Source organism: Sphingopyxis sp. GW821-FHT02C12 (assembly GCF_059421785.1).
Map to the genome: position 1 here is coordinate 1020319 of NZ_JBWKVQ010000001.1, position 23717 is coordinate 1044035.

Annotated in this window: 27 protein-coding genes; 19 read left to right on the forward strand and 8 right to left on the reverse strand. The window is 66.3% G+C overall.

The window, feature by feature from the left end; genetic code table 11:
* The first annotated feature begins 116 nt into the window (after window positions 1–116).
* The 4 genes from AC07U1_RS04710 to AC07U1_RS04725 all read left to right on the forward strand — a co-directional run bounded on the left by AC07U1_RS04710 (window position 117) and on the right by AC07U1_RS04725 (window position 6329).
* The gene (locus tag AC07U1_RS04710) at window positions 117–905 is read left to right on the forward strand and encodes an ImuA family protein (RefSeq protein ID WP_228383753.1); all 789 of its coding nucleotides are present in this window, start codon (window positions 117–119) and stop codon (window positions 903–905) included.
* Window positions 811–2616: a DUF6504 family protein gene (locus tag AC07U1_RS04715; RefSeq protein ID WP_081932951.1), complete on the forward strand. Its 1806-nt coding sequence runs from the start codon at window positions 811–813 to the stop codon at window positions 2614–2616. Before AC07U1_RS04710 ends, AC07U1_RS04715 begins: the two co-directional genes overlap by 95 nt.
* The gene (locus tag AC07U1_RS04720; protein WP_495177315.1) at window positions 2613–5822 is read left to right on the forward strand and encodes an error-prone DNA polymerase; all 3210 of its coding nucleotides are present in this window, start codon (window positions 2613–2615) and stop codon (window positions 5820–5822) included. The genes AC07U1_RS04715 and AC07U1_RS04720 overlap by 4 nt, the downstream gene beginning before the upstream one ends.
* Window positions 5823–6008: 186 nt before the next feature.
* Window positions 6009–6329 (forward strand): DUF736 domain-containing protein, encoded by a 321-nt coding sequence (locus AC07U1_RS04725; RefSeq protein WP_037553339.1) that lies wholly within the window; start codon window positions 6009–6011, stop codon window positions 6327–6329.
* 8 nt (window positions 6330–6337) lie between these two features.
* Here the strand turns inward: AC07U1_RS04725 and AC07U1_RS04730 are convergent, their stop codons facing one another.
* Window positions 6338–7465, reverse strand: a complete 1128-nt coding sequence (locus tag AC07U1_RS04730; RefSeq protein ID WP_495177314.1) for a hypothetical protein — start codon at window positions 7463–7465, stop codon at window positions 6338–6340.
* 57 nt (window positions 7466–7522) lie between these two features.
* Complete coding sequence (locus AC07U1_RS04735; RefSeq protein WP_495177313.1) at window positions 7523–8437, reverse strand: hypothetical protein; 915 nt, start codon at window positions 8435–8437, stop codon at window positions 7523–7525.
* A 283-nt stretch (window positions 8438–8720) separates the two neighbouring features.
* Between AC07U1_RS04735 and AC07U1_RS04740 the strand changes: the two genes are divergently transcribed.
* The 13 genes from AC07U1_RS04740 (at window position 8721) to AC07U1_RS04800 (ending at window position 17934) form a co-directional block, all read left to right on the forward strand.
* Window positions 8721–8885 (forward strand): hypothetical protein, encoded by a 165-nt coding sequence (locus AC07U1_RS04740; protein ID WP_495177312.1) that lies wholly within the window; start codon window positions 8721–8723, stop codon window positions 8883–8885.
* 123 nt (window positions 8886–9008) lie between these two features.
* Window positions 9009–9497 carry a hypothetical protein gene (locus AC07U1_RS04745; RefSeq protein WP_495177311.1) on the forward strand — a complete coding sequence of 163 codons (489 nt, stop codon included), beginning with the start codon at window positions 9009–9011 and terminating at the stop codon, window positions 9495–9497.
* A gap of 262 nt (window positions 9498–9759) precedes the next feature.
* Window positions 9760–10071, forward strand: coding sequence for a DUF736 domain-containing protein (locus AC07U1_RS04750; RefSeq protein ID WP_495177310.1), 312 nt, complete (start codon window positions 9760–9762; stop codon window positions 10069–10071).
* A 183-nt stretch (window positions 10072–10254) separates the two neighbouring features.
* Window positions 10255–10464 (forward strand): transcriptional regulator domain-containing protein, encoded by a 210-nt coding sequence (locus tag AC07U1_RS04755; RefSeq protein WP_495197729.1) that lies wholly within the window; start codon window positions 10255–10257, stop codon window positions 10462–10464.
* Window positions 10465–10633: 169 nt separating this feature from the next.
* Window positions 10634–11038 carry a DUF2285 domain-containing protein gene (locus AC07U1_RS04760; protein WP_495197730.1) on the forward strand — a complete coding sequence of 135 codons (405 nt, stop codon included), beginning with the start codon at window positions 10634–10636 and terminating at the stop codon, window positions 11036–11038.
* A gap of 128 nt (window positions 11039–11166) precedes the next feature.
* Window positions 11167–11409 carry a helix-turn-helix transcriptional regulator gene (locus AC07U1_RS04765; protein ID WP_288987393.1) on the forward strand — a complete coding sequence of 81 codons (243 nt, stop codon included), beginning with the start codon at window positions 11167–11169 and terminating at the stop codon, window positions 11407–11409.
* Window positions 11409–11930 (forward strand): DUF2840 domain-containing protein, encoded by a 522-nt coding sequence (locus tag AC07U1_RS04770; protein WP_495177307.1) that lies wholly within the window; start codon window positions 11409–11411, stop codon window positions 11928–11930. The genes AC07U1_RS04765 and AC07U1_RS04770 overlap by 1 nt, the downstream gene beginning before the upstream one ends.
* Complete coding sequence (locus AC07U1_RS04775; RefSeq protein ID WP_495177306.1) at window positions 11927–12517, forward strand: S26 family signal peptidase; 591 nt, start codon at window positions 11927–11929, stop codon at window positions 12515–12517. Before AC07U1_RS04770 ends, AC07U1_RS04775 begins: the two co-directional genes overlap by 4 nt.
* Window positions 12514–12846: a DUF736 domain-containing protein gene (locus AC07U1_RS04780; protein ID WP_495177305.1), complete on the forward strand. Its 333-nt coding sequence runs from the start codon at window positions 12514–12516 to the stop codon at window positions 12844–12846. The genes AC07U1_RS04775 and AC07U1_RS04780 overlap by 4 nt, the downstream gene beginning before the upstream one ends.
* 5 nt (window positions 12847–12851) lie before the next feature.
* Complete coding sequence (locus tag AC07U1_RS04785; RefSeq protein ID WP_495177304.1) at window positions 12852–13565, forward strand: lytic transglycosylase domain-containing protein; 714 nt, start codon at window positions 12852–12854, stop codon at window positions 13563–13565.
* 223 nt (window positions 13566–13788) lie between these two features.
* Window positions 13789–15534, forward strand: coding sequence for a relaxase/mobilization nuclease domain-containing protein (locus AC07U1_RS04790; protein ID WP_495177303.1), 1746 nt, complete (start codon window positions 13789–13791; stop codon window positions 15532–15534).
* Between the two features lie 13 nt (window positions 15535–15547).
* Entirely contained in the window at window positions 15548–17518 is a 1971-nt protein-coding gene (locus AC07U1_RS04795) for a conjugal transfer protein TraG (RefSeq protein WP_495177302.1), read from the forward strand.
* Window positions 17515–17934 (forward strand): CopG family transcriptional regulator, encoded by a 420-nt coding sequence (locus tag AC07U1_RS04800; RefSeq protein ID WP_495177301.1) that lies wholly within the window; start codon window positions 17515–17517, stop codon window positions 17932–17934. Before AC07U1_RS04795 ends, AC07U1_RS04800 begins: the two co-directional genes overlap by 4 nt.
* A 450-nt stretch (window positions 17935–18384) precedes the next feature.
* Here the strand turns inward: AC07U1_RS04800 and AC07U1_RS04805 are convergent, their stop codons facing one another.
* Together AC07U1_RS04805 and AC07U1_RS04810 are read right to left on the reverse strand one after the other, a co-directional pair.
* Complete coding sequence (locus AC07U1_RS04805) at window positions 18385–19050, reverse strand: hypothetical protein (protein ID WP_495197655.1); 666 nt, start codon at window positions 19048–19050, stop codon at window positions 18385–18387.
* Window positions 19017–19733 (reverse strand): hypothetical protein, encoded by a 717-nt coding sequence (locus tag AC07U1_RS04810; protein WP_495197656.1) that lies wholly within the window; start codon window positions 19731–19733, stop codon window positions 19017–19019. The genes AC07U1_RS04805 and AC07U1_RS04810 overlap by 34 nt, the downstream gene beginning before the upstream one ends.
* Before the next feature lie 164 nt (window positions 19734–19897).
* Between AC07U1_RS04810 and AC07U1_RS04815 the strand changes: the two genes are divergently transcribed.
* Window positions 19898–20128 carry a hypothetical protein gene (locus AC07U1_RS04815; RefSeq protein ID WP_294029592.1) on the forward strand — a complete coding sequence of 77 codons (231 nt, stop codon included), beginning with the start codon at window positions 19898–19900 and terminating at the stop codon, window positions 20126–20128.
* Between the two features lie 20 nt (window positions 20129–20148).
* On the opposite strand, the gene AC07U1_RS04820 is transcribed toward AC07U1_RS04815, so the two are convergent.
* The 4 genes from AC07U1_RS04820 to AC07U1_RS04835 form a co-directional block, all read right to left on the reverse strand.
* Window positions 20149–21180 carry a JAB domain-containing protein gene (locus tag AC07U1_RS04820; RefSeq protein ID WP_495177298.1) on the reverse strand — a complete coding sequence of 344 codons (1032 nt, stop codon included), beginning with the start codon at window positions 21178–21180 and terminating at the stop codon, window positions 20149–20151.
* A complete protein-coding gene (locus AC07U1_RS04825; protein ID WP_495177297.1) occupies window positions 21090–21560 on the reverse strand; it encodes a hypothetical protein in 471 nt (156 codons plus the stop codon). Before AC07U1_RS04825 ends, AC07U1_RS04820 begins: the two co-directional genes overlap by 91 nt.
* 41 nt (window positions 21561–21601) lie before the next feature.
* On the reverse strand, window positions 21602–21937 hold the full coding sequence (locus AC07U1_RS04830) for a hypothetical protein (protein WP_495177296.1): 336 nt from the start codon (window positions 21935–21937) through the stop codon (window positions 21602–21604).
* Between the two features lie 61 nt (window positions 21938–21998).
* On the reverse strand, window positions 21999–22517 hold the full coding sequence (locus tag AC07U1_RS04835) for a helix-turn-helix transcriptional regulator (RefSeq protein WP_495197657.1): 519 nt from the start codon (window positions 22515–22517) through the stop codon (window positions 21999–22001).
* Between the two features lie 220 nt (window positions 22518–22737).
* Here AC07U1_RS04835 and trbB point away from each other — a divergent pair, with 220 nt between their 5' ends.
* The gene (gene trbB / locus AC07U1_RS04840; protein ID WP_495177294.1) at window positions 22738–23715 is read left to right on the forward strand and encodes a P-type conjugative transfer ATPase TrbB; all 978 of its coding nucleotides are present in this window, start codon (window positions 22738–22740) and stop codon (window positions 23713–23715) included.
* The last annotated feature ends 2 nt before the right edge of the window (window positions 23716–23717 follow it).

Genomic DNA, 23717 nt, shown 5'->3' on the forward strand with positions numbered 1-23717 from the left:
CTTTTACAGAGGCCGGGCGGAAGGCGCGCACCGATTCCCGGCGGTTCGTCGCGGCCCGCTTGACGCGCCCTTTGACTCGGTGGAACATAAAGGGAACATTTGAGTCGATATTTCCCATGAGCACGACGCCCCAATCTGCACCTCGGCCAAGTGCCAGAGATATCGACGTGCTTCGCGCGGCGGTGGCGCGTGTAGCCGCCTCGCGCGGGCCGGTCTTGCCGTTCGGCGTCGGGCCGGTCGATCATCTTCTCGCTGGCGGCGGGCTCGATGGCGCAGGCCTGCACGAGGTCACGGGCGCCTCGGCAAGCTGGAGCGATGACGCTGCGGCAACGCTCTTCGCGGCTGGAATCGCGTCGCGCTTCGCGGCGGCGCCCGACGTGTCGGCGCTCTGGGCGCTGACGCGGTTCGATCTCTATGCCCCCGGTCTCGAACAGGCGGGGCTCGGTCCGGACCGCGTGCTCTATGCTCAAGGCAGGACCGACAAGGAACTGCTGGCGCTGTGCGAGGACGCGCTGCGCGACGGTTCGCTCGCCTGCGTCGTTGCCGAAGTGAAAGCGGCCGATCAGACCGCGACGCGCCGGCTGCAACTGGCAGCATCCGAGGGCAACACGCCGATGATCCTCTATCGCCGGTACCGGCGTTATGGCCAATGCCCGCTCGCCGATCCGTCGCTCGCAATGACCCGCTGGCGCATCGGCACCTTGTCGTCGGGCCGCCTCGCCTCGCCCGGCGTCGGGCGCGGGCGCTGGAATGTCGAGCTGGTCCGGCAGCGCGGCGGGCCGCCTTTTTCCCTCGAACTGGAGGCGTGCGATGACCAGGGTCGCCTCGCTCTTCCTGCCGCAACTGCCGATCGAGCGGTTGCGCCGGGCAGAACGGACACCGTCGCATTCGGGCACGCCGCCTGATCGGGCGCGGGCGGGTCCGCGCTTCCCCGAGCCTGTCGACGACAATCCCGGCACCTGTTCGGTGCCGCGCGGCGGCGGCTGGCGTCCGGGCGCGCGCTGGGCGCAAGGCACGCACTCCGGCGAGCCGTCGCTCGACGCCCTCCCGGCGCACCAGCGACCGACGATGCGCGAGCTCGGACGGCGGAGCGAAGCTGCCGCACCGGTGTTCCGGGCGTTGCGCTCGGACGACGGGACGTCGGGCGGGATCGCTGCGCCGCTGCCGCCGCTCTGGGGCCTCCGTCCGACGATCGTCGTCGCGCGAACCGGCCAGCGCGACGTCGTGACCGCCGCCTGTCCGGCGGCGCTCGATCTCGGCCTCGTGCCCGGCATGGCGGCCGCCCATGCCCGCGCGCTGGTCTCCGATCTCGACATACTCGATGCCGCACCCGACGCCGATCGCGCGTGGCTCGATCGCCTTGCGCTCCACGCCGCCCGCTGCTGGACGCCGACGGCGGCAGTGTCGGGCATCGACGGGCTGTGGCTCGACCTGTCGGGCACGACGCATCTCTTCGGCGGCGAAGAGCGTTTCGCGGCGCGTCTGCTCGGTTTTCTACGGCGCCTCGGCTTCACCGCGCGTGTCGCGATCGCCGGCACGCCCGGCGCCGCTCACGCGCTCGCACGCGATGGCGGCGCGGGCGTGCGGATCTTGCCGGAAGGAGGCGAGAGCGAGGCGCTGGCGCCTTTGCCGCTGGCGGCGCTCCGGCTGGCGCCGGAGGCGCTCGCCGCGGCGGCGCGCTTCGGGATCGAGCGGATCGCCGATCTTTATCCGATGCCGCGCGGGCCATTGGCCCGGCGGCTCGGGCGCGGCGCGGTCGAGCGGCTCGACCAGGCGCGAGGGTTCGTACCCGAGCCGATCGTGCCCGTCGTCCCGTTCGACATGCCCGAGGCGCGCCGTTCCTTGCTCGAGCCGATCGGGACCGCCGAGGCGATCGAGCAGGTCATCGCCGACCTGCTCGGCGATCTCGTGCTCGCGCTGCGCGAGCGCAGTCTCGGCGTGCGGAGCCTCGTCTTGCGCTGCGACCGGCTCGACATGGGCGCGCAGTTCGTCACCGTCGGCACGGCGCGCGCGACGCGCGATGCGAAACATCTGCTGCGCCTGTTCAGGCTCCGGATCGACCGGATCGAGCCGGGGCTCGGGATCGAGACGATGGTTCTCGCGGCGCCGCAGGTCGAAGCGCTGGCGCCCGAGGCGATCGCCGCCGTGCTCAACACGGCACGCCAGGCGCCCGACCTCGCTCCGCTCGTCGATGCGCTGGCCGGCCGCGCCGGCGATGCCGCGCTGTTCCGCCTGTCCGCGATCGAAAGCGATGTCCCCGAGCGCGCGATCGTGCGCGCCGGGCCTTTGGCCCAGCCTGCCGGCTGGCCCGTCTGGCCGCGGCCGATCCGGATGCTCGCGCGGCCCGAGGCGCTGTCGGGCGTCGTCGCCTTGCTTCCCGACCATCCGCCGCGCCGCTTCGCGTGGCGCGGGCGGAGCTATGCGGTGGTCGCAGGCGATGGCCCCGAGCGCATCCATGGCGAATGGTGGCGCCGCCCGGGCGAGATGTGGGCGGTTCGCGACTATTTCCGGGTCGAGGCGACAAGCGGCGAGCGCTTCTGGCTCTTCCGCCGCGGCGACGCGATCACCGACAAGACGGGTGACCTCAGCTGGTACATGCACGGCGTGTTCGGATGACGGACCCCGTTACGACCTATGTCGAACTCTACGCCACGAGCCATTTTTCCTTTCTGCGGGGGGCCTCTTCGCCCGAGGAATTGTTCGCGGCCGCCGCTGCCCTCGGCCATTCGGCCCTCGGGCTTTGCGACCGGGGCAGCGTCGCCGGCATGGTGCGCGGTCTGTCGGGACAGGAAGCAACCGGCGTCCGGCTGATCGCGGGGACGCGCGTCGACCTTCGCGACGGTCGCTCGATCCTCCTCTATCCGACGGACCGCGCGGCCTGGTCGCGGCTGACCCGGCTGCTCTCCTTGGGCAAGGGGCGCGGCGGCAAGGGCAATTGCTGGCTCGACTGGCCCGACGTCGCGGCCTCGGCCGAGGGCCTCGTCGCGATCCTCCTGCCCGGTGAAGCCGACGAACGGGCGCGGCTCGATCTCGCCGAGCTCAGCGGCGCCTTCGGCCCGCGCGCCTTTCTCGCGCTCGCGCTGCGCCGCCGGCCCGGCGATTTCGCGCGGCTTCGCGCGCTCGATGCGCTGGCGCAGGAAGTGGCGGTGCGGAGCGTCGCGCTCGGCGACATCCTCTACCATGCGCCCGAACGGCGCCCGCTGCAGGACGTGCTGACCGCGATCCGCGAGAAGACGACGGTCGATGCGCTCGGGTTCAAGCGCGAACGCTTCATGGACCGGGCCTTGAAGAGCCCGGCCGAGATGGAAAGGCGCTTCGCGCTGTTCCCCGACGCGATCGCGGCGACCGCCGACATCGCGGCAGCCTGTCGCTTCGACCTTGCCGAGATCCGCTACCAATATCCCTATGAGCAGGTGATGGAGGGCCGCACCGCGCAGGAAGCGTTGGCGGCGTTGACCGAGGAAGGTGCGAACCGGATGTTTCCGGGCGGCGTGCCGCCTGCCTTTCGGAAACAGATCGCGCATGAGCTGCGCCTGATCGGCGAGCTCGGTTACGCGCCCTATTTCCTGACCGTCAATTCGATCGTCGCCGAGAGCCGGCGCCGCGGCATATTGTGCCAGGGCCGCGGGTCGGCCGCGAACAGCTGCGTCTGCTTCCTGCTCGGCGTGACCTCGATCGACCCGATCAAGCACGAGCTGCTCTTCGAGCGCTTCGTGTCGGGCGAACGCAAGGAGCCGCCCGATATCGACGTCGACTTCGAACATGAGCGGCGCGAAGAAATCATCCAGTGGATCTACGACACCTACGGCCGTCACCGCAGCGCGCTGACCGCGGTCGTGACGCGCTACCGGACGCGCGGCGCGGTCGCCGAGGTCGGCAAGGCGCTCGGCCTGCCGCGCGACCTCACCAAGATGCTGACCGGCCTCGTCTGGGGCTGGTCGGTCGACGGCATCCCCGAGGAGCGCATTGCCGAGCTCAACCTCAACGCCGGAGATTATCGGCTCCGCCTTACCCTCGATCTCGCGCGGCAGCTGATCGGGACGCCGCGGCATCTCTCCCAGCATCCCGGCGGCTTCGTGCTGACCGAAGAGCGGCTCGACGATCTCGTGCCGATCGAGCCGGCGCGGATGGAGGACCGCCAGATCATCGAATGGGACAAGGACGATATCGACCTCCTCAAATTCATGAAGGTCGACGTGCTGGGCTTGGGGATGCTCGGCTGCATGAACCGGGCGTTCAACCTGCTCCGCGAGCATAAGGCGGTGGATGTGGGTATGGCCGACCTGCAGGACGACGACCCGGCGGTCTATGGCATGATCCAGAAGGCCGACACGCTCGGCGTCTTCCAGATCGAGAGCCGCGCGCAGATGTCGATGTTGCCGCGGATCAAGCCCAAATGCTTCTACGACCTCGTGATCGAGGTCGCGATCGTGCGCCCCGGTCCGATCCAGGGCGACATGGTCCATCCCTATCTTCGCCGCCGCGAAGGCAAGGAAAAGCCCGAATACCCCAAGCCCGAGCTTCGCGCCGTGCTCGAGAAGACGCTCGGCGTGCCGCTCTTTCAGGAGCAGGCGATGAAGGTCGCGATCGTCGGCGCCGGCTTCACGCCAGTCGAGGCCGACCAGCTGCGCCGCGCGATGGCGACCTTCAAGCTCACCGGGGGCGTATCGCATTTCTACGACAAGCTTGTCGGCGGCATGGTCGAGCGGGGCTATCCCAAGGATTTCGCCGAGCGCACCTTCAAGCAGATCGAGGGCTTCGGGAGCTATGGCTTTCCCGAGAGCCACGCCGCGAGCTTCGCGAAAATCGCCTATGCGTCCTGCTGGATGAAGCATCATCATCCCGACGTCTTTTGCGCGGCCTTGCTGAACGCCCAGCCGATGGGCTTCTACGCGCCCGCGCAGATCGTGCGCGACGCGCAAAAGCATGGCGTCGAGGTGCGTCCGGTCTCGATCAACGACAGCCATTGGGACTGTACACTGGAAAGGAGCGACGGGCGCTATCTCGCGGTGCGCCTCGGTTTCCGCCAGGTGCGCTCGCTCGCGAACATCCATGGCGCGGCGATCGTCGGCGCGCGCGGCGATGTGCCCTACGACTGCGTCGAGGATGTATGGCGGCGCGCCGGCGTGCCGCGCGCCGCGATCGAACGGATCGCCGAAGCGGATGGATTTGCCTGTCTGTCCGAGGACCGGCGGCAGGGGCTGTGGAAGGTCCGCGGCCTCGGCGAGGCGCCGCTGCCGCTGTTCGCGGCCGCCGACGCGCGCGAGGCGAACTTCTCGCCCGAAGGGCTCGAACCGCCGACCGCGCTTCGGCCGATGACCGAAGGGCGCGAGGTGGTGGAGGATTATCGCACGCTTCAACTGAGTTTGCGCGCGCATCCCTTAAGTTTCCTGCGCGAGGAGCTGGACGCGATGGGGATCGTCCGCTGCGCGGATCTTGGCTCGATCCGCGATGGCCGAAATATCGAGGTCGCCGGCGTGATCCTCGTCCGGCAACGCCCCGGCTCGGCGAAGGGCGTGCTGTTCATCACGATCGAGGATGAAACCGGCATCGCCAACGGCATCCTCTGGCCCGATCGCTTCGACATCTATCGGCGCCAGGTCATGGCGGCGTCGATGATCGCGATGCGCGGCCGCGTTCAGAAGGAAGGCGAGATCATCCATATCATCTGCGACCGGATAACCGATCATGACGCGATGCTGCGGCAGGTCGGGCGGAGCAATCTTCCCATTGCGCCGGGACGCGGGGACGGGGCGCGGAACGGGGGCGGGCCCGATAGCCGTGAGCCTGCGCTGCGCGTCCGGAGCCATGACTTTCACTGATGGTGGCCAAATGCTCCGGTTGCAGGACCACTCCCTCCTTGGCTGCCTGACTGCGGGCCTCGGCTCGCCTCATGCCGTCAACCCCCTGCGGGGGTTCGCCCTCGCGTGCCGCTCGGTGACGGCGGCTCGCGGGCCCTTCGGTTGGCGCCATCGGGGATGGTCCCGAGCAACCCAAGGAGACACGACATGGCCACCATCGCAAATCTCACCGTCAAGGCCGACGGCAGCTTCGAAGGCACGCTGACGACCCTTCTGGTCACCGCGCCGATCGCGATCGTCCCGAACGGCCGCAAGGTGAAGGACAATGAGCCCGACTTCCGCGTGATCGCGCGCAAGAACGGCTACGAGGTCGGCGCCGGCTGGACCCGCACGTCGCAGTCGAACGGCACCGAATATGTCTCGGTCACCCTCTCGGCCCCCGAATTCGGCACGATCTACGCGAATATCGCGAACGCGCCCGGCGACGACCCGATGAAGAAGGTGCTTATCTGGAACCCGCCGAGCTGACGGATCGATCAGGCCCCGCCTTCGGGCGGGGCCTTTTTCGCCGCTTTCTTATCGGGCAAGACCTCGTGGAAACCGTCGTTCATCCAGCCTTCGCGCTCGCCGATGTGCTTGTCCCAGAAACCGCGCATCGCCTCGAGCCTCTTCTCGGCAAGAAAGGGCTCGGTGAGATGCTCGAAAATATTATGCTGCGGTATCGGGACCGGCGACGCGCGCGATAGGCCAAACAGCACAACGGAAAGCGTCTGGAACACTGCGAACAGCAGAAAATGGGCTCGGTCGAGATCGTGGATGGTGAGACCCGACCGAAGCCCGGCCGCTTGCGCGCGCGAAAAGGCATCGGCCGCATGGGCTATGCTCTTGTTGCGCAGCGCCTTGATCTCGGGAAGTGGCGTGCTTGCCAGCAGCTCGTCGAGCCGGTCGAAAAAGGCCTCGCCAATCAGGTCGCCGCGCGCCCGGTCTTCGGGGGCGACACCCGATAACTGGTCAAACAGCTCATGCTCCATACGCGCCTGGTCGAACCCTTCGGGCCCCGACAGGCTGAGGTTTACGCGCCGCGCCTTGTTTGGATTGGCGGCCATTTCGGCGGCAAGCCGCTCCCGCTCCGCCGCCTGCAACGCTTCATAATCATAAGGCAGCGCGTCGCGGCACACGAAATTCTCGCGCGTGATGAGCTCGCGCGCCGCGCGCATCTCGTCGACGATCCGTGGGAGTGAGATCACGGCCTTCTTCGGCTGGTTCGCCGGCGGTTTCTCGAGCAGCCGGGTGATGGCGATGACCTGTCCGGCAAGATAGCCGCGGTCGAGCATCATGGCGATCAGTGGCGCGGTCGAGCCGCGGGTGCCGTCGTCATCAGCGAATTGCCGCGCCTCGTTCGCCGTGCGCCAGGCTATGTCGAACCACATCATGTCGGCGAACTGCCCGGCGAGCGATGCGTCGGGATCGCGCTCGAACAGCTCGGACCAATGCTGGAGTTTATCGCGAAACGCCTCGAGCGAGGCCTTGTCGCTGACGTCGCAGGCGTCGATCGGATAGTGGAAGATGGATGGATGCTGGCGTTCAGGCACCGCCGGAGCAGCCTTGGCGCTCGGCACCGCCGCCTTGTCGTCGCTACCCGCGACGCCTTGCGGCTCCGTCACGATCGTCTTCCCCACATCGCCGAGCGTGGCCGGATAGCGAAATTCTGCGGTCTGCGTTCAGCCAAGATCGAGTCCCTGTCTTTGGCGTGTGCCTGTGGATGAGCTTATGTAACGATTGTTTCGTGCGCCGAGGAGGGCGACGAGCAGACGCGACACGAGGCCGGACATCTCGAGCGTGAGGTTTGGTCCCCCGCCGACGCCGTGCAGCGCAAAGCCGAGCGGTTCGCCCATATAGAGCGCTTCATGCACCGCCGGATTGCGCGTACCGGCGACTTGCGCACCGCCACCGCCCGCGGGATCGGCCCATGCGGGAACCGGCATTCCCAGCCAGTCGCACATCCACGCGATGCGCTGGGAATGCGTGAGGCTTTTGGGAGGCGGGTTTATGGACTTTGCGAGGGCAAAGCAGGCATCGAGCGCCGTGTAGAGCAGCGTGAACCGCTCAAACTGAAGATGTTGCGGATTCTGGCTCATGAAGAGGGCGTGTACTGCGGCCACCCAGATGCGCGCTCGCTCCGGAACTGCGCGATTATCGATCCAGAAGGCTTCGGCGAGTTCGATCGACTTCGGCAGGCTGCCGCCCATCAGCACGAAGTCGACGAGAACCCCGGGCTCGATCGGTGTCGAATCGAGGAAGCCGGCCTCGGTGATCGTGAAGCGCATGCCGCTGAAAAAGGACAGGCTCCAGACATGGAAGTCGACCTGATCAATCTCCGACGCCGTCGCATGGACGATGGCGTGCGTCTTCGGCAGGCCGAAGATGCGCGCGGGATAGGGCCGAACGCTGGTGCCGCCACCGAGATGGGCAACCGGCTGTAGCGGGGCGTAGATCCATTTCCCCTCGCGGCCAGGATCGGCCTCGATATCCGCCACCGTCTCCGGGAGACCGGCAAGGGTCGCGATGGACACCGGTCCGACCGTGATATCGAGCGGCCGCGGATAATATCCGAACTCACTGCGCTGACCCGCCATTGCGTCATTCTCCCTGTTCTTCGCGCACGCCGGGACGACGGCGCACGCAGATTATGGTCCGGGAGGAAGGCATGAGGGCCTCTCCCCCCGCGAAACCGTACCCGCTCTCGATAGCCGCTGGTCCCTGGGCTCGGAGCCGGGCCTCCTTCAATCAACCCGTAAAGGGTCCGCTACGCTTCGCGTGCGGCCGCAGCCTTGCTGCGGTGATTGCGGCCCGCCCCCGGCCGGCGGGGCGACTGTCGAGCGGGAACGGTCCCGCTCCGAAAGGACAGGAGCCAAACCCATGCCGCTTTCCACCGCTCAATCGCTCGGCTGGAGCCTCGCCCGCACGATGATGACGATCATCGTCCTTATCGAAACGACAAAAGGCTATGCGGTGATGCCCATCGACGAGTTCGACGGCGACCCCGAACACATCGTGTGCGAATATGACCCGTTCAACCGCTGAGCCGGCAAAACTTGCCCCGCGATGGTTCCAGTTCCGGTTCCGTCGCGGGCGGCCGTCTGCTAAATTGACGGTGCAGACCGCGCTGTGGTGGTGGTGGAGAGCGCGTCCCCAAGGAGGACGCTCGTGACTTTCATGCTTATCCTCGGCGCTGCCGCAGGCCTCTATCTCATCTGGCTTCTGTTCCGGCTGGCGGCCCTCGCTCTGCCGCTTGGCACCGGCATTGCTCTCGCCTTCGAACTTCAGGACCGCGGCTATGGCATTGGCGCTGCCCTTGCGATGGCATTTCTGGCGGGGCTCCTGCTCCATCTTGCTGGACGGCACCTCTACGCGCACGGCGGATCGACATTGCTGCGAGCCTGTGTCGCTATGCTCTTCCTCCTCCCGGCGGGGGTCGCAGGCTATTATGGCATGACCGGGATCGTGCGGCTCTTTGCTACGGAGGGCATGCTGGTAACGATGCTGCCTCTGCTCGCTGCCGTCGTCGCCGCCGTGGCGGCGGTCCGGGGACTTGACGGGTCTTCGGTGGATGCAATTGGCGTCGGCGACCGGGAATGCGACGATCGCGCCCCCGCGATCCCGGCGTCCGCTTCGCCCGCTTCCGACCGCCTCTGAGTCCCTCGCTCCCGCCGCAGGAACACGGTCTCTTCCCTGCGCGATCTGCCGGCAAGCCGCTGCGCTGAGCCCGCTGGCCGCAACGGCGCTCCCCGATTTTCTTCCCCCGGCGTGCCGCCGTTCCTCGCGGACCAAGAAAATCGCTGCGCTGCCGTCCTCCGCTTCGCTCCAGGCCTGCGGCTGCGGCGCGGCCTCCTTTCCGGCCACCGATGCGCATCGAGACCGCGATCCTGCGGCTCGAAAGCAAGGAAAGGACTTCAACATGGCCAAGATCGGAACCTTCAAGAAAGCGAAGGGCGAATATCGGGGCGTAATCGCGAGCCTCGCCCTCTCGGTCGACGCGGTTCGCATCGTCCCCGAGGACAATCCCAAACCCAGCGCTCCGACCCACCGCATCTATGTCGGCGACGTCGAGGTGGGCGCAGCCTGGGAAAAGACCAGCCAGGACGACCGCACCTATCTTTCGACCAAGTTCGACGACCCGAGCTTCACCGCGCCCTTCTTCGCGCAGCTCTTCGAAGGAAGCGACGGTGATTATGACCTCGTCTGGACCCGTCCCCAGCGGCGGGACTGATCGAGCACGCCGCCCGGCCGCAAGCCGGGCGGCGATACTCTCATTTTGAGGCTTTTCGCGCGGGGATTCTCCGCCGCAATGCGTTACGATGATCCCTTGCATGCCGCTAACCATGTTCCAGCCGATGCGGGCAAGCTGCTGATAGGCTTTGCTTTCATTCCTGAAGATCAGCCGGAGGTGCGAATGGATCAGGTCGTCGATTGGCAATCGCCATATTTTCCGAGAATATTCGAAACATATGATCGCGCCGATTTCGCGCAGGAGTTCCTGCGCCGAAGCCCGGCCTATCGCCGCGCCTATCGTTCGGCCGCGTTGGCGCCGACGCGGCGGCGCACCGCGCGCCTCGCTGGGCTGGCGCGACAATGGGGGTTGGTCTTTCGCCCTGGACCCTGACCGATCCGTCACCGAATCCCCCGCGCTCTGGCAGCCCGAGGCCTGCGCGCATGTCGCCATCGCCGAACCGGCACCCGACGGCTTTGCCGCGCCGCGGCTCGCCGAGCTCATCGCCTCCGCAGATATCGCCTCCGAGATCATCCTGCCGGGGGAGTGGCATCTCGTGTTCGTGGCCGACGGACGGCGCTTCCGCCTCTGGCTTCGCCGCTTCCTCGCCGATGAACGGCTCGCCTATGTAAACCCGGCCGATCCGCACAGCGAGCTGCGGATGGCCGTGAGCCTCGCCGTACAGCGCCGTCTCTCGGCGGGCGTCACGACGCACCGCTTCCTGCGGGGAGGCGCCCCCGGACCATCCGAGCGCTGGCGTCTCATCCAGTGGCTGCGGCTACTCGACGCCTCCGCCGAGGGGCGTTCGGCGCGCGACATCGCGGCCGCCCTCATCCTTGACGATGCCCAGGATTTCTCCGCCGCCGACTGGGACGGATCGAGCGAGCGCCGCCGCATCGCGCGCTGGCACCGCGCCGCAGTCGCGATGCGTGACGGCGGCTATCAGGAGCTGCTCGGCGCCGCCTGATCGGGACATTCCGCGCGTCGTCACTTTGTCCGTTCCTAAATCGCATCCCGATTTCCGAATGTCGCCGCCTCTCCGCCGGAGCCCGCCACGGGACCCGGCGCTGCGAACGGAGGCCCCTTTTGAGCGACATGCATACCCCCATTTCGCCGCGCTACCTCAAGACGCCCGACGCTGCGCTGCACCTCGGCCTGTCGAGCCGGACGCTCGAAAAGCATCGCTGCTTCGGAACGGGTCCCGAATACCGCAAACTCGGCGGGCGGATCGTCTACGCGATCGCTGATCTCGACGCTTGGGCCGAGATCGGCCGCAAGAGGTCGACGTCCGATCCCGGCAAGGGCGTCGTCCATCCCGCGCGCCCGGTCCGCCGCTGATGCGCCCGGCCCAGAACATCCCGCCCGCTGCCGGCGTACAGCCGGTCGAGGCGACCGCGAGCGGTCTCACCGACCTCGAGCTGACCTGGATCGAGCAGCGGCTCGAGCATTGGCTGCGCTTCGGCCGCGTCGCCGCCGAGCGCATCGTCAGCCGCCGGACGCGCATCGTCTCCTTCCGGCCCGAGGCCGTCTTCGGTTTCGTCCGCTGGGGCGCGAACGACTTCGGCACCATCTTCTCGAGCATCTCGGTCATCGCCGCGCCCGCGCCGCGCGCGCCCTTCGCGACGCATCCATACGTGCGCCCCGGCGGCGACATCCTGCTCCGAGTCGACGGTTGGCCGAGGGTCCAGCAGGTGCTCTCGGCGATCGATGCGATCGAGGCCGCCGGGCTCGATCCGTGCGAGACGGCGCCGGATCATTGGCGCCACATCGGCAGCCACATCGCCGCCGGCCTGCCGTTCCGGCCCTATGGTCCGGAGCGGCACCGGGCCTGGCTCCAGCGCCAGGCGATCGCGCCATGAACCGCCGCTGGCTCCGCGCGACCGCGGCGAGCGCTACGCTCTTCGCGGCGCTGTTCGTCGCCGCGACTGCGCTCGCGCCGCAACCGCGCCTCATCTGGAACGCGAGCCCGAGCGTCCCGATCGGCTTCTACCGCGTCGATGTCGGCGCCAAGCCCGCGGTCGGCGACCTCATCCTCTTCCACCCGCCCGAGGCGGTCGCGGCGCGTCTCGCCGTGCGCGGCTATGTGCCGCGCGGCGTGCCGCTCCTGAAGCATGTCGCTGCCGGCGAAGGCGCGCTCGTCTGCCGCAGCGGCACCTTCGTGACGATCGACGGCGCGCCGGCAGCGCGCGCGCGGGACGCCGACCGCCTTGGCCGGCCGCTGCCGCGCTGGTTCGGATGCTACCGCCTGCGCGTCGGCGAACTGTTCCTCCTCAACCCCGCGCCCGACAGTCTCGACGGCCGATATTTCGGACCGCTCCCCGACACCGGCGTCGTCGGTGTCGCGCACCCGCTGCTCGTGCGCGATGCGCCCGGCGCGCCGCTGCGCTGGCGCCGTGACGCCGATCGCTCCGCATTCACCCCCGAAGGAAAGGATATGTCCTCATGATTATCGGAAGCTTTCAATCCGCTGGCGACGGCTATGCCGGACAGATCCGGACGCTGCTGCTCGATGCGATGATCGCGATCGTTCCGGCGAAGCCGAACGACGCGGAAAATGCACCGGCCTGGCGGGTCCTGCTCGTCGAAGCCGACACCGGCGTGGAGATCGGCGCAGGCTGGGAACGCCGCAGCGAACGCGCTGGCTCCTATATCGCCCTGCAGATCGACGATCCGGCGCTCGCGGTTCCGCTGCGCGCCAATCTGCTCCGTTCGACGCAGAACGAGGATGAATATCATCTCCTCTGGACGCGCCCCGTCCCACGCGACCAGGCGTGAGCATCATGCGTCCGGCTCGCTCGGCGCGCGTCCGCGCCGTGCGCCTCGCCTTGCTGCTGCTCTGCTCGGCGAGCGACGCCCCGGACCGGGCATGGGGTGCGGCACCGGCGGAAGCGCCGGCGGCCGCCGTCCACCCCTATGCCGACCATGTGGCGGAGGCATCGCAACGCTTCGGCGTTCCGGAGGTCTGGATATGGCGCGTGATGCATGTCGAGAGCCGCGGCAAGCCGCGGGCGCTCTCGCATGCCGGTGCAATGGGGCTGATGCAGATCATGCCCGCAACGTGGGCGATGTTGACGGCGCAGCACCGTCTCGGGTCCGACCCCTTCGACGTGCGCGCTAACATCCTCGCCGGCGCGGCCTATCTGCGCGCGATGTGGGACCGATATCGAGACGTTCGCCTTATGCTGGCTGCCTATAATGCGGGCCCCGGCCGCGCCGACGCCTATGCAGCGGGACGGCGCGGCTTGCCCGCCGAGACGGTCGCCTATGTCGCAGCCATCGCGCCCGCGCTCGGTCCGCCGGCTGTGCCGTCAGCGGCGATGGCGCGGTCGGCCGAACCGCCGAGCTGGCGCAGCGCGTCGCTCTTCGCCGAGCAGCGATCGGACACGCCGGCTGCAACTTCGGTGCAGCGCGGCGACGGCGCGGCTGCAGGGCCGTCGGATTCCGCGCCTGCACCCTCGCCCCTCTTCGTCCCGCTTTCCGGGAACAATCGGTGATGGTCGTCCTGGCGATATGTGCTGGAGTGCGCGGGTCCATGGATAGGCTCTTCTTGGCGTTCAGAAGGGGTTCGGGGGGATGGCAAGATAAAAGACCTGCCAGCTCGCCGGCAGATTGTGGTTGGATTACAGCGCTTTATGCGTATGGCACCCCCCTTGGGCTGCCATATCGACCTCTGGATTTCCGAGGCAGAACAAGCGCTTACGATATGGCAGCGGCGCTGTGAGCGGCGACGAGCATGATTTTCGGGTGCGACCGGGAAGAGGGCGCGATGCTGGTTCGGGATCGGCGCGGCGCGGGAAGAGGCTCGCGGCGCAGGTGCGCAAGGCAGCCGCCCGCTCGGGTTACACCCGCTCCCGTCGCGGCGGCGGCGGCCGCAGCGGAACCGGTCGGCATGGCCGGGGCCGCGCCGCGCTTGCGACGATCCGGCGCGGCTCCGCGCAACGCCGCGTGACGGTCATGGCGCGCATCGTCCGGCACAAGGGCGCGCAGTTTCGCTCCGCGCCTCTCGCACGGCATATCGCTTATCTCGAACGCGACGGCGTCACCCGCGATGGACGCGATGCCATGATGTTCGATGCGTCGGGAGACGCCGCCGACCGCGAGGCCTTCGCCGATCGCTGCGCCGACGATCGCCACCATTTTCGTTTCATCGTCAGCCCTGAAGATGCCGAGCAGCTGCAGGGCCTTCGGACCTTCACCCGCGATCTCATGAGCCGGATGGAGAAGGATCTCGAGACCCGGCTCGACTGGGTGGCGGTCGATCACTGGAACACCGACAATCCGCATATCCATATACTCGTGCGCGGCGTCGCCGAGGACGGAAGCGACCTGGTCGTCGACCGCGCCTATATATCGGAAGGCGTGCGCGGACGGGCGTCGGAGATCGCCTCTCTCGAACTCGGTCCGCGAAACGAACAGGAGATCGACGCCAGCCTATTGCGGGAGACGGGCGCGGAGCGTTGGACCGGGCTCGACGCGCGGCTGCGCGAACGCGGCGGCGAAACGGGGATCGTCGATCTTCGTCCCGACCCGAACGTGCCGCCCGGCCGCGATCGGCATCTCATCGGACGTGCGGCGAAGCTCGAGGCACTTGGGCTCGCGACGCGCCTTGGACCCGGCATATTCGAGCTCGATCCGCGCGCCGAAACCCTATTGCGCGACCTCGGCGAGCGGGGCGACATCATCAAGGGCGTCCACCGCGCCATGCGCATGCATGGGCTCTCCTTCGACGCATCGCGGCTCGCTCTTCACGGCGAGGCGGAGCGATCGGGCCTCGTCGGGCGGCTGGTCGCTCGCGGCCTCGACGACGAGCTTGCCGGCTCCGCCTTCGCCATCGTCGACGGAACCGATGGACGGACCCATCACATCAAATTCTCCGACCTCCAATGGACCGGGGACGCGAAGCCGGGCGCGATCGTCGAACTGCGGCGCTGGGAAGGACGCGACGGCGGCGAGCATCTCTCGCTCGCTCTGCGATCGGACCTTGCGGTTGCCGACCAGATATCCGCGCGCGGTGCAACCTGGCTCGACCGCGAACTGGTCGCGGCAAAGCCCACGGCAGGAACCTCGGGCTTCGGCATCGATGTTCGCCGCGCCATGGCCGCGCGCGCCGAGTTTCTCGCGAGCGAAGGCCTCGCGAGCCGTCAGAGCGGCAAGCTCATACTGGCGCCCGATCTCATCGAAACGCTGAAGCGGCGCGACCTCGAGGCGGCTTGCGAAACCATCGCCGCGCGCACCGGGCTCGCGCATTGCCCGCCGGCCACCGGCGACGCGGTGAGCGGGACCTACCGCGAGCGCGTGTCGCTCGCCTCGGGGCGCTTCGCGATGATCGACGACGGGCTTGGCTTTCAACTCGTGCCCTGGCGCCCGGCGCTCGACCGGCACTTCGGGCAGCATGTCACCGGCACCGCCACCGCGGGCGGCATCGACTGGAGCCTTGGCCGTAATCGCGGGATCGCAATCTGAGAAAGGATCAACGATGAGCGACAGGATATTATGGGGCCAGATCTTCGCGGTGCTGCTGATAGTCCTCGCGGCGGTCTGGACCGCGACCCAATCGACGGCGGAAGCGCTCGGATTTCAGGCGGCGCTCGGTGCTCCCTGGTTCCGCATCGGTGACTATCCCGTCTATCCGCCGCCCGCCTTCTTCTGGTGGTGGTTTGCCTTCGACGCCTATGCGCCGCCGATCTTCTACCGCGGTGCCGCGATCGCCGCGTCGGGCGGGCTGCTGTCGGTTGTCGTCGCGATCAGCATGTCGGTGTGGCGTGCGCGCGAGCGTCGGCGGGCGGAGACCTATGGATCGGCACGCTGGGCGCAGGAGCGAGAGATACGGGCTGCCAACATGCTGGGTCCCGATGGCGTCATTCTCGGGCGCATGGCCGGAACCTATCTGCGCCACGATGGCGCCGAACATGTCCTCTGCTTCGCGCCGACCCGATCCGGAAAGGGCGTCGGCCTCGTGGTGCCGACCCTTCTGACCTGGCCGGGGAGCTGCATCGTCCATGACATCAAGGGTGAGAACTGGCAGCTCACCGCGGGCTTTCGCGCAGAGCATGGCCGGGTGTTGCTCTTCGATCCGACGAACCCCGCATCGGCCGCCTATAATCCGCTCCTCGAGGTCCGGCGCGGCGCATGGGAAGTTCGCGACGTGCAGAATGTCGCCGACGTGCTGGTCGATCCCGAAGGAAGCCTGGAGCGTCGAAACCACTGGGAGAAGACCAGCCACGCCCTGCTCGTCGGCGCGATCCTCCACGTCCTTTACGCCGAGGAGGAAAAGAGCCTCGCCGGCGTCGCGGCCTTTCTCTCGAACCCCGAGCGCAAGATCGAGGCGACCCTCCACCGGATGAAGACCACCCGCCATTTGGGAGATCGCGTCCATCCGGTCGTCGCCGCGGCGGCGCAGGAACTGCTTAACAAGAGCGAGAATGAGCGGTCGGGCGTGCTGTCGACCGCCATGTCCTTCCTCGGCCTTTATCGCGATCCGGTGATCGCCAAGGTGACGGGACATTCCGAGTGGCGCATCGCGGACCTGATCGGAAGCGAGCGCCCGGTCTCGCTCTACCTCGTTGTGCCGCCCGGCGATATCAGCCGGACCAAGCCGCTCATGCGCCTGATCCTCAACCAGATCGGGCGGCGGCTGACCGAGGAGCTCAACCCCAAGGCGCGGTCGCAGCGGCTGCTGTTCATGCTCGACGAGTTTCCCGCGCTCGGACGCCTCGATTTCTTCGAAAGCGCGCTCGCCTTCATGGCGGGCTATGGCATCAAGGCCTTTCTGATCGCCCAGTCGCTCAATCAGATCGAGAAGGCCTATGGCCAGAGCAATGCGATCCTCGACAATTGCCACGTCCGGGTCAGTTTCGCGACGAACGATGAGCGAACCGCCAAACGGATTTCCGATGCGCTTGGCACCGCGACCGAGCAACGCGCCATGAAGAATTATGCCGGCCACCGGCTCTCGCCCTGGCTCGGCCATTTGATGGTGTCGCGCACCGAAACCGCCCGGCCGCTCCTCACCCCCGGCGAAGTGATGCAACTCCCCCCGGACGACGAGATCGTGATGGCCGCCGGCCTTGCGCCGATCAGGGCCAAGAAGGCGCGCTACTATAGCGACCGGCGCCTGGCCGGCCGCGTCATGCCGCCCCCCGCGCCGGGCCGCGGCGCTCCCGCCGCCCACGACTGGATGGACGACCGGGTACAGCAAGCGGTGGACGCGAAGCAGCTGCAGAAGGATGCCGATGACGCCGCAAATGGCGGCATCCGCCAGGAACCCGAACTTCCCGTCCATGAAGAGATCGCGCCGCCGCCGCCGCGCAGTGTCAACGGCGAGTTTGACTTCGCCGAAGACGGAGCACAGGCCGATGCAGCGCGGCTTCGTGCCGCCGCGGATCGGCGGATGGCGCGCGGCGCCCGGGCTGCGGCACTCGATCCCGACGACGGGATCCAGCTATGATCCGATCGCATGTCAAACAGACATTCCGGATCGAAACCGGCCTCTCGCGCGACCTGACGGACTTGGCCCGTCGACGGGGCCTTACCCGGACCGAAGTGCTCGAGGCTGCGTTACGCTCGTTCCTTTCGCCCGATCAGGAGGAGCGGATCGAAGCGCTGTTGACCCGGCGCCTCGACCGCATCGGCCGCCAGCTCGACCGCATCGAATGGCATGGCGAAATGTCCGGGGAAGCGCTGGCCCTGTTCGTCCGGCACTGGCTCACGAGTACAGCGCCCTTGCCCGATGACGCATTGCCGGCCGCGCAGGCCAGCGGGAAGCGGCGGTGGGAGGCTTTCGTCGATGCCCTGTCACGCAGGATGGAGGCTGGACCAAAGCTTGCCGCGGAGCTGATGCGCGACGTCAGCGGTTCCGATTGAAGCTTTTAACCGGCTCATCCAGCCCGCAGTTTTAAGAGAAAGCTGATTGCCTCCGCGGGGACACCGCACAGGGCAGCCGCTAGCAGCAGTATTGTGAGAGCCAGATATTTGGCCAAAGGAGTTCGGGAGAGTTCGAGGAGCACCGCCGATTTGTGGCGGCCCCGTTGCACGAGCGCGATAAACTGGGCGAGCTCGGCCTCACGGTCAGTCATCGGACGATCGCCTACGGGCGGGAGAGGGGGCATGTCGGTCATCATAAACCTCACGGATTCATCGCGAAAATGGCGCGCTGTTACAGATGCGCGTGCGGGTTACCGTGAGGGATAAGCCCTCCGGGCTGGAGTGCCCCTCAGGCGAGTCGCTTGTCAACAGGGTGAATCACAATTTCTCGACGAGTCGGGGGTGCGTCTGGGGATATCTCCCGGCATTTCCGGGAAAGCCGGACTTCGATCAGTCCTCTTCGCCCTGCTGCTCGCGCTCGCGCAGTCTCTCGGCGTAGCGGTAGCTTGCTTCCATCGAATGATAGGTGTCGGCGTAGCGCTCGATGTCGCCGAGCGCGCATTCGACCTCATACTCCACCGAATGGGGCGACGAGCCCGGACGTTTTCGGGCCAGCCAGCGCTCCAGCTTGTCGAAGCGGCTCTGCATCCCCGGCACGCTGCATGCGATGCGCAGATCGTGGAGATTGCTGCTCGTTCGATTGCGGCTCCAGGCCCTGCAGGCGAACTCAAGCTCTTCACCCCGTGTCGGGGGGCGATCGCTGAGATCGGCCCCGCCATCTTTCGCAAGGGTTGGGTCGGCCTGTACACCGGCAAGGCCCGCACTGAGCGCCTCGCAAAGTTCGCCATGATATTTATCCCGGCGTGCAGCGTCCCAGTCATAAGGGCCGGCGCCGACAAAAAGGGGCGGCAGCTTGAAATGCACACGCACCGCCTTCGGCAGCATCTTTTCGATCCGGATCACTCCGCGAATAACATCGAGGAGACGCTCGGCGTCGATCCCGGCCCATGGTCGCGCGAGATTCTCGATCGAGCTGAGGTTCGAATTGGTGGGCGTGTCTCCGGTGTTCCAGTATCGCATGGTCAGTGCTTCCGTTTCTCTTTGGCCTTGATCCATAGAATGGCTTTCGCCTCGGCGCTTGCCCCCTTCGCAATCTGATCGAGGCGGGCCTTGAAAACGGGGTCGGCGAGGAGCTGGGCCTTTGGCCCTTCGCCGGAATCGCACACAATGGCGTAAAAGAGCCGATAGAGCGTTTGCGCTCGCTCCGCTTCCGCGATCGCGTCCTCGAAATCGGGACGTCGATAGACCAAAATTTCCTGCTCATCGATCGGCATGGGCCGGATCACACCGCGGCCGTCGGGAAGTTCCTCCACGCGCTGGCGGTGGCTGATGTTATATTTCACGATGGTCTTGGGATGCGTGAGCAGGATTGCTTCGGTGAGTTCGGAGCAATGCCCCCAGATGCGATGAGCGAAATGATTGCGGGTCTTGCGCGAATCCTCGGCGATCGAGCCGATCGCCCTGAACAGCAGTTGCTGCCACTCGGGGAGCGCTTCCTGCGCTGCCGCATCGAGCGCGCCCCGCTGCGCTCCGGCCCCTACCAGCGAGAGATACATTGCAGTGCCGACCGCAATGTCGCTTTTCAGCATCCGGCTGAGGATCGACGCAATATCGCCATCGATATGCGCCCACAGCGCGATGACATAGGCAACGTCGCTGGCGAACGGCGAATGGCGGAGAATTCCCGGCGCGAAAAAGACGCGGCCATCTGGCGATTCCTCAGCGAGCGTTTTGGGCACCATATCTCCTCTTCCGCACGGCAAAATCCGTCGGCCACATTATATGGCGACTTTGTCGCCGCTCCTAATTTGGGTTGTCGCTGGCGCTTTGCGCCGGACGGGAAAGATGCCATCCAAGGCCATAGTTCGATGGTCCGCTAATTGCCGGATTAAAGGAGTTTATCATGGACGAGGACGCGCTTTTTGCTGTTGGTTCAATATTGGCGGCGCTCGGCGGCGTGCTGGAGCGAAAAGGTGTCTGCACGACCAACGAATTTGCCGAAACGCTGGGCAGCGTGGCGCTGATGACGGCCGAGTCCGGGGATCAGTATAAAAACCGTGCTGCCTATATCGGGAGCTGGGCGCAGATGGTGCGCGCGGCCGCCGAACATTCGGGGAGTGCGCGCGACCATTGACGATGCGGCTTCGGCATCGCTCATTCGGCACCGGCTTCGAAATAGGCGCGTATCCGGTGGGCAATTTCGGGATCGAGCCGGATGAAAGTCCGGCGCCCGTCGATCGGATCGGGCACGCGGCGCGTAATGCCAGCGTCGCAGAGGCGCTGCGCAAGCCGTAGTGCGCTGCTCATCGGGATCGAGGACGTGACGCACAGCGCACTGATGGAGAGGCGCTTTCGTTCGCATTCGTGAACGAAGAGATCGACCAGCATTTCCCACGCGGGATCGCCGAACAGTTCTGGTGCGCCGAGCAGCTGCTGGCGGAGCAAACGGCGGCGCATCGCCGTCTTGGCGTTTTCGTATGCCGAATCGACAGGGTCATCCAGCGAACCGGTGCGTCTGCTCCGGAAGGCATAAGACGACGTTTCTGGCGGGGCTCCGGCGAGGGCGTCGCGATTTACGATGTGGTGCGCATAGGCCGAGGTCACGACGATATGATCGACGACCGCGATATCGAGCGACCTCCCGATCTGATCCAGACGCCGAGTCGTCTCGATATCTTCCACGCTGGGCGTGGGGTCGCCGCTGGGGTGATTGTGGACGAGAATGATTCCGGCTGCATTATGCTCGAGGGCGCGGCGAAAAATGGTTCTCGGGTAAACGGCCATCTGCGCCAACGTCCCTTGCTGAAGCTGTTCGTCCGCTATCAGCCTCCGCGATTCGTCTAGGAACAGGATGCGCAGCATTTCCTCGTTAAGAGATCCCATCGATGCGATCAGATAGCGACGGAGCGCTGGACTAAACGGGTCGATAGCGATCCCGCGCAAATCTCCTTCCATCGTTTCCAAGGCGGCTTCGCGCGCGCCAACAATTAGCGAAACCACCGCGGACCCGCGGCCCAAGAAGCGGTAAAGTGCTTCGGGCGATGCCGCCCAAATTCTTCCGATGCTTCGAAATTCGTCGAGAAGCCTATTGGCAATCAGCTCGCTGTTGTCGGGTTCGATTGCGGCGATGAGCCGCGCCAGGATTGCTCGCTGCCGTGTTGCGTCATCCTTCGCTGGTGGCGCCAAGTTGCAACGATTAGGAGCGGGGCCACCGGCCAAGATGAGGCTACCTGCATGATCATGTAGGCAGCCGGATGCAGCGCGATATCGAAGTAGCGGCTGAGGTGCGCAAGTAGTGGCAAAATGTGGAGCGCTGCCGCAATCATCGGCCAGAAGCGATAGGCAATTAGCGCCAGAAACATCGTCGCACTGGCGCCGAAAATGTCGATCGCGAGATGGCCGGTGTCGAGTGCCGCATATGTCGGTGGGATCAAAAGGTGCAAGGTCTGATCCGACGCGATCATGAGGGTTGCTATCGCCGCCATCGCCCTTTCTGGACCGCCCCCCTTTCGGAGAGCGTAACCGATAGCCACGAGCATGATCAGGAGGAAGATTGCTACGCGCATCCTCCTTTCTTTTCATGCTCATGGCTCCCGGTCAAATCGGCTCAGGCTGCTGCCGTTAGTGGCACTACATTCGAGTCGGATGCCTTCGGGCACTCCTGGTGGAGATCATATCCGGCCGTCTCTCGGCCGATCTCGACAAGATCGCCATGCACGCGGTGGATGTCGCCGCTGAGGTCGACGAGCGCGAGTTGCGCCGTGGCGAGCCGACGGATGGTTGCATGTCCCTTAACCACGGGAACGCCCGACGTGTCGCGCCGAGCGGCAACGACGCTGCTCATAAGGGTTGAAATTGTGATGAGTGTATCATCCACGCTTGCTTCGGCTGCCGTAACGTCCTGTTGGAGCCGTGCCGCGGTTGGTTCGATTTCATTGGACATAACTTCTCCTGTTCCGGTCGCGGCATCCGCGCCGGCAATGGTCGGCTACAAAGGAAGGGGGTCAGCGAGTAATCAACGCGGTGAGCGTCTGCCCGATGGACAGCCCGCCAATTCCGATCAGGACGATGGTGCCAACGGCTGCCAAAGTGATCCAGACGCGCGCTGCCGAACTATAATCGTGCCTCAACAAATCCCCGAACGGAGAGCGGTTGCTCGATGGCCGACCCAAGATCTGGGAACTGTCGTGCAATTCCATAAGGTTGGGCGGGCCTCCGTCTGGAAAGTTTGATGGCACCAGTTCGGGAACTGCCGGTAGTATGACCGGATCACATGGTATCCGATCATAGGTCTGCCGAAGCCGCGCATAGATGATCGCGGTCTCGTCGCGGTTGGTCGCGCCCAATATGTCGCGTGCGGTGGTGAGCCGCAAATCCACCGCCTGCTTCGATATATCGAGGTCGCGGGCGATCTGTTTGGACGTTTTCCGCTCAAGCAGCAGATCGAGACAGGCCCGCTGCTTTTCTGTCAAGCGCGTCCACCTCGAGAACTCGTCCGAATGCTGCGACCCCGAATCACTCATGCTGACACTGTTGTCAAAATTACGCTCGGCACAACCCGCAGACCTTCATTTAATCGCTGCCGAATCGGAACTGGTCGCATCGCGGCCTACGCCATTCCCTGTCTTTCTTACCCACAGTACGACGCGCGCAAATCTCTGTTGAAAATAGTGAATCTCTGCGTCTCTTACTCATCCCCGTCGAGCCGGGCGTCCTTGCCCGGACCAACCAACGGGGAATGTCATGGGCGCAGAACCGGTCCGTTTCGAGGCGCAGGGACGGGGTGCCCGCATGCTGCGGACAGCGCTTGGCGGCGCGATTGCCGAATGGCTTGCCGACCCTGCGGTCATCGAAATCATGCTCAATCCCGACGGTCGGCTCTGGGTCGATCGCCTCGGCGCAGGGATCACCGATAGCGGCATCCTGCTCGCAGCCACCGACGGCGAGCGCATCATCCGGCTCGTGGCGCATCATGTCGGCGCCGAGGTCCATGCCGGGTCGCCGCGCGTGTCGGCCGAACTTCCCGAAAGCGGCGAGCGCTTCGAGGGCCTGCTGCCGCCCGTGGTCGCGGCGCCGACCTTCGCGATCCGCAAGCCCGCGGTTGCCGTCTTCTCGCTCGGCGATTATGTCGCAGCGGGTATCATGTCCGCACCGGCAGCCGAGGCGCTGCGCGCCGGGGTCGCTGAGCGCCTCAATATCCTCGTCGCCGGCGGAACCGGGACGGGCAAGACCACGCTCACCAATGCCCTGCTCGCCGAGGTCGCCAAGACCAGCGAGCGCGTCGTCCTGATCGAAGACACCCGCGAGCTCCAATGCGCGGCTCCGAACCTCGTCGCGATGCGCACCAAGGATGGGGTCGCATCGCTGTCCGATCTCGTCCGCTCCTCGCTTCGGCTTAGGCCGGACCGCATCCCGATCGGCGAGGTCCGCGGTGCCGAGGCGCTCGACCTTCTGAAGGCCTGGGGCACCGGACATCCCGGCGGCATCGGCACGATCCACGCAGGCAGCGCGATCGGCGCGCTCCGCCGCATGGAGCAGCTCATCCAGGAAGCCGTGATCACGGTCCCGCGCGCTCTTCTCGCGGAGACGATCGATCTCGTTGCCGTTCTCGTGCGCGACGGCGCCGGGCGGCGCCTTGCCGAACTCGCCCGCGTCGACGGTCTCGATGCGTCGACAGGCGACTATCGCATCACCCCCCTCTTTACCCCCGAAGGAGACTGACC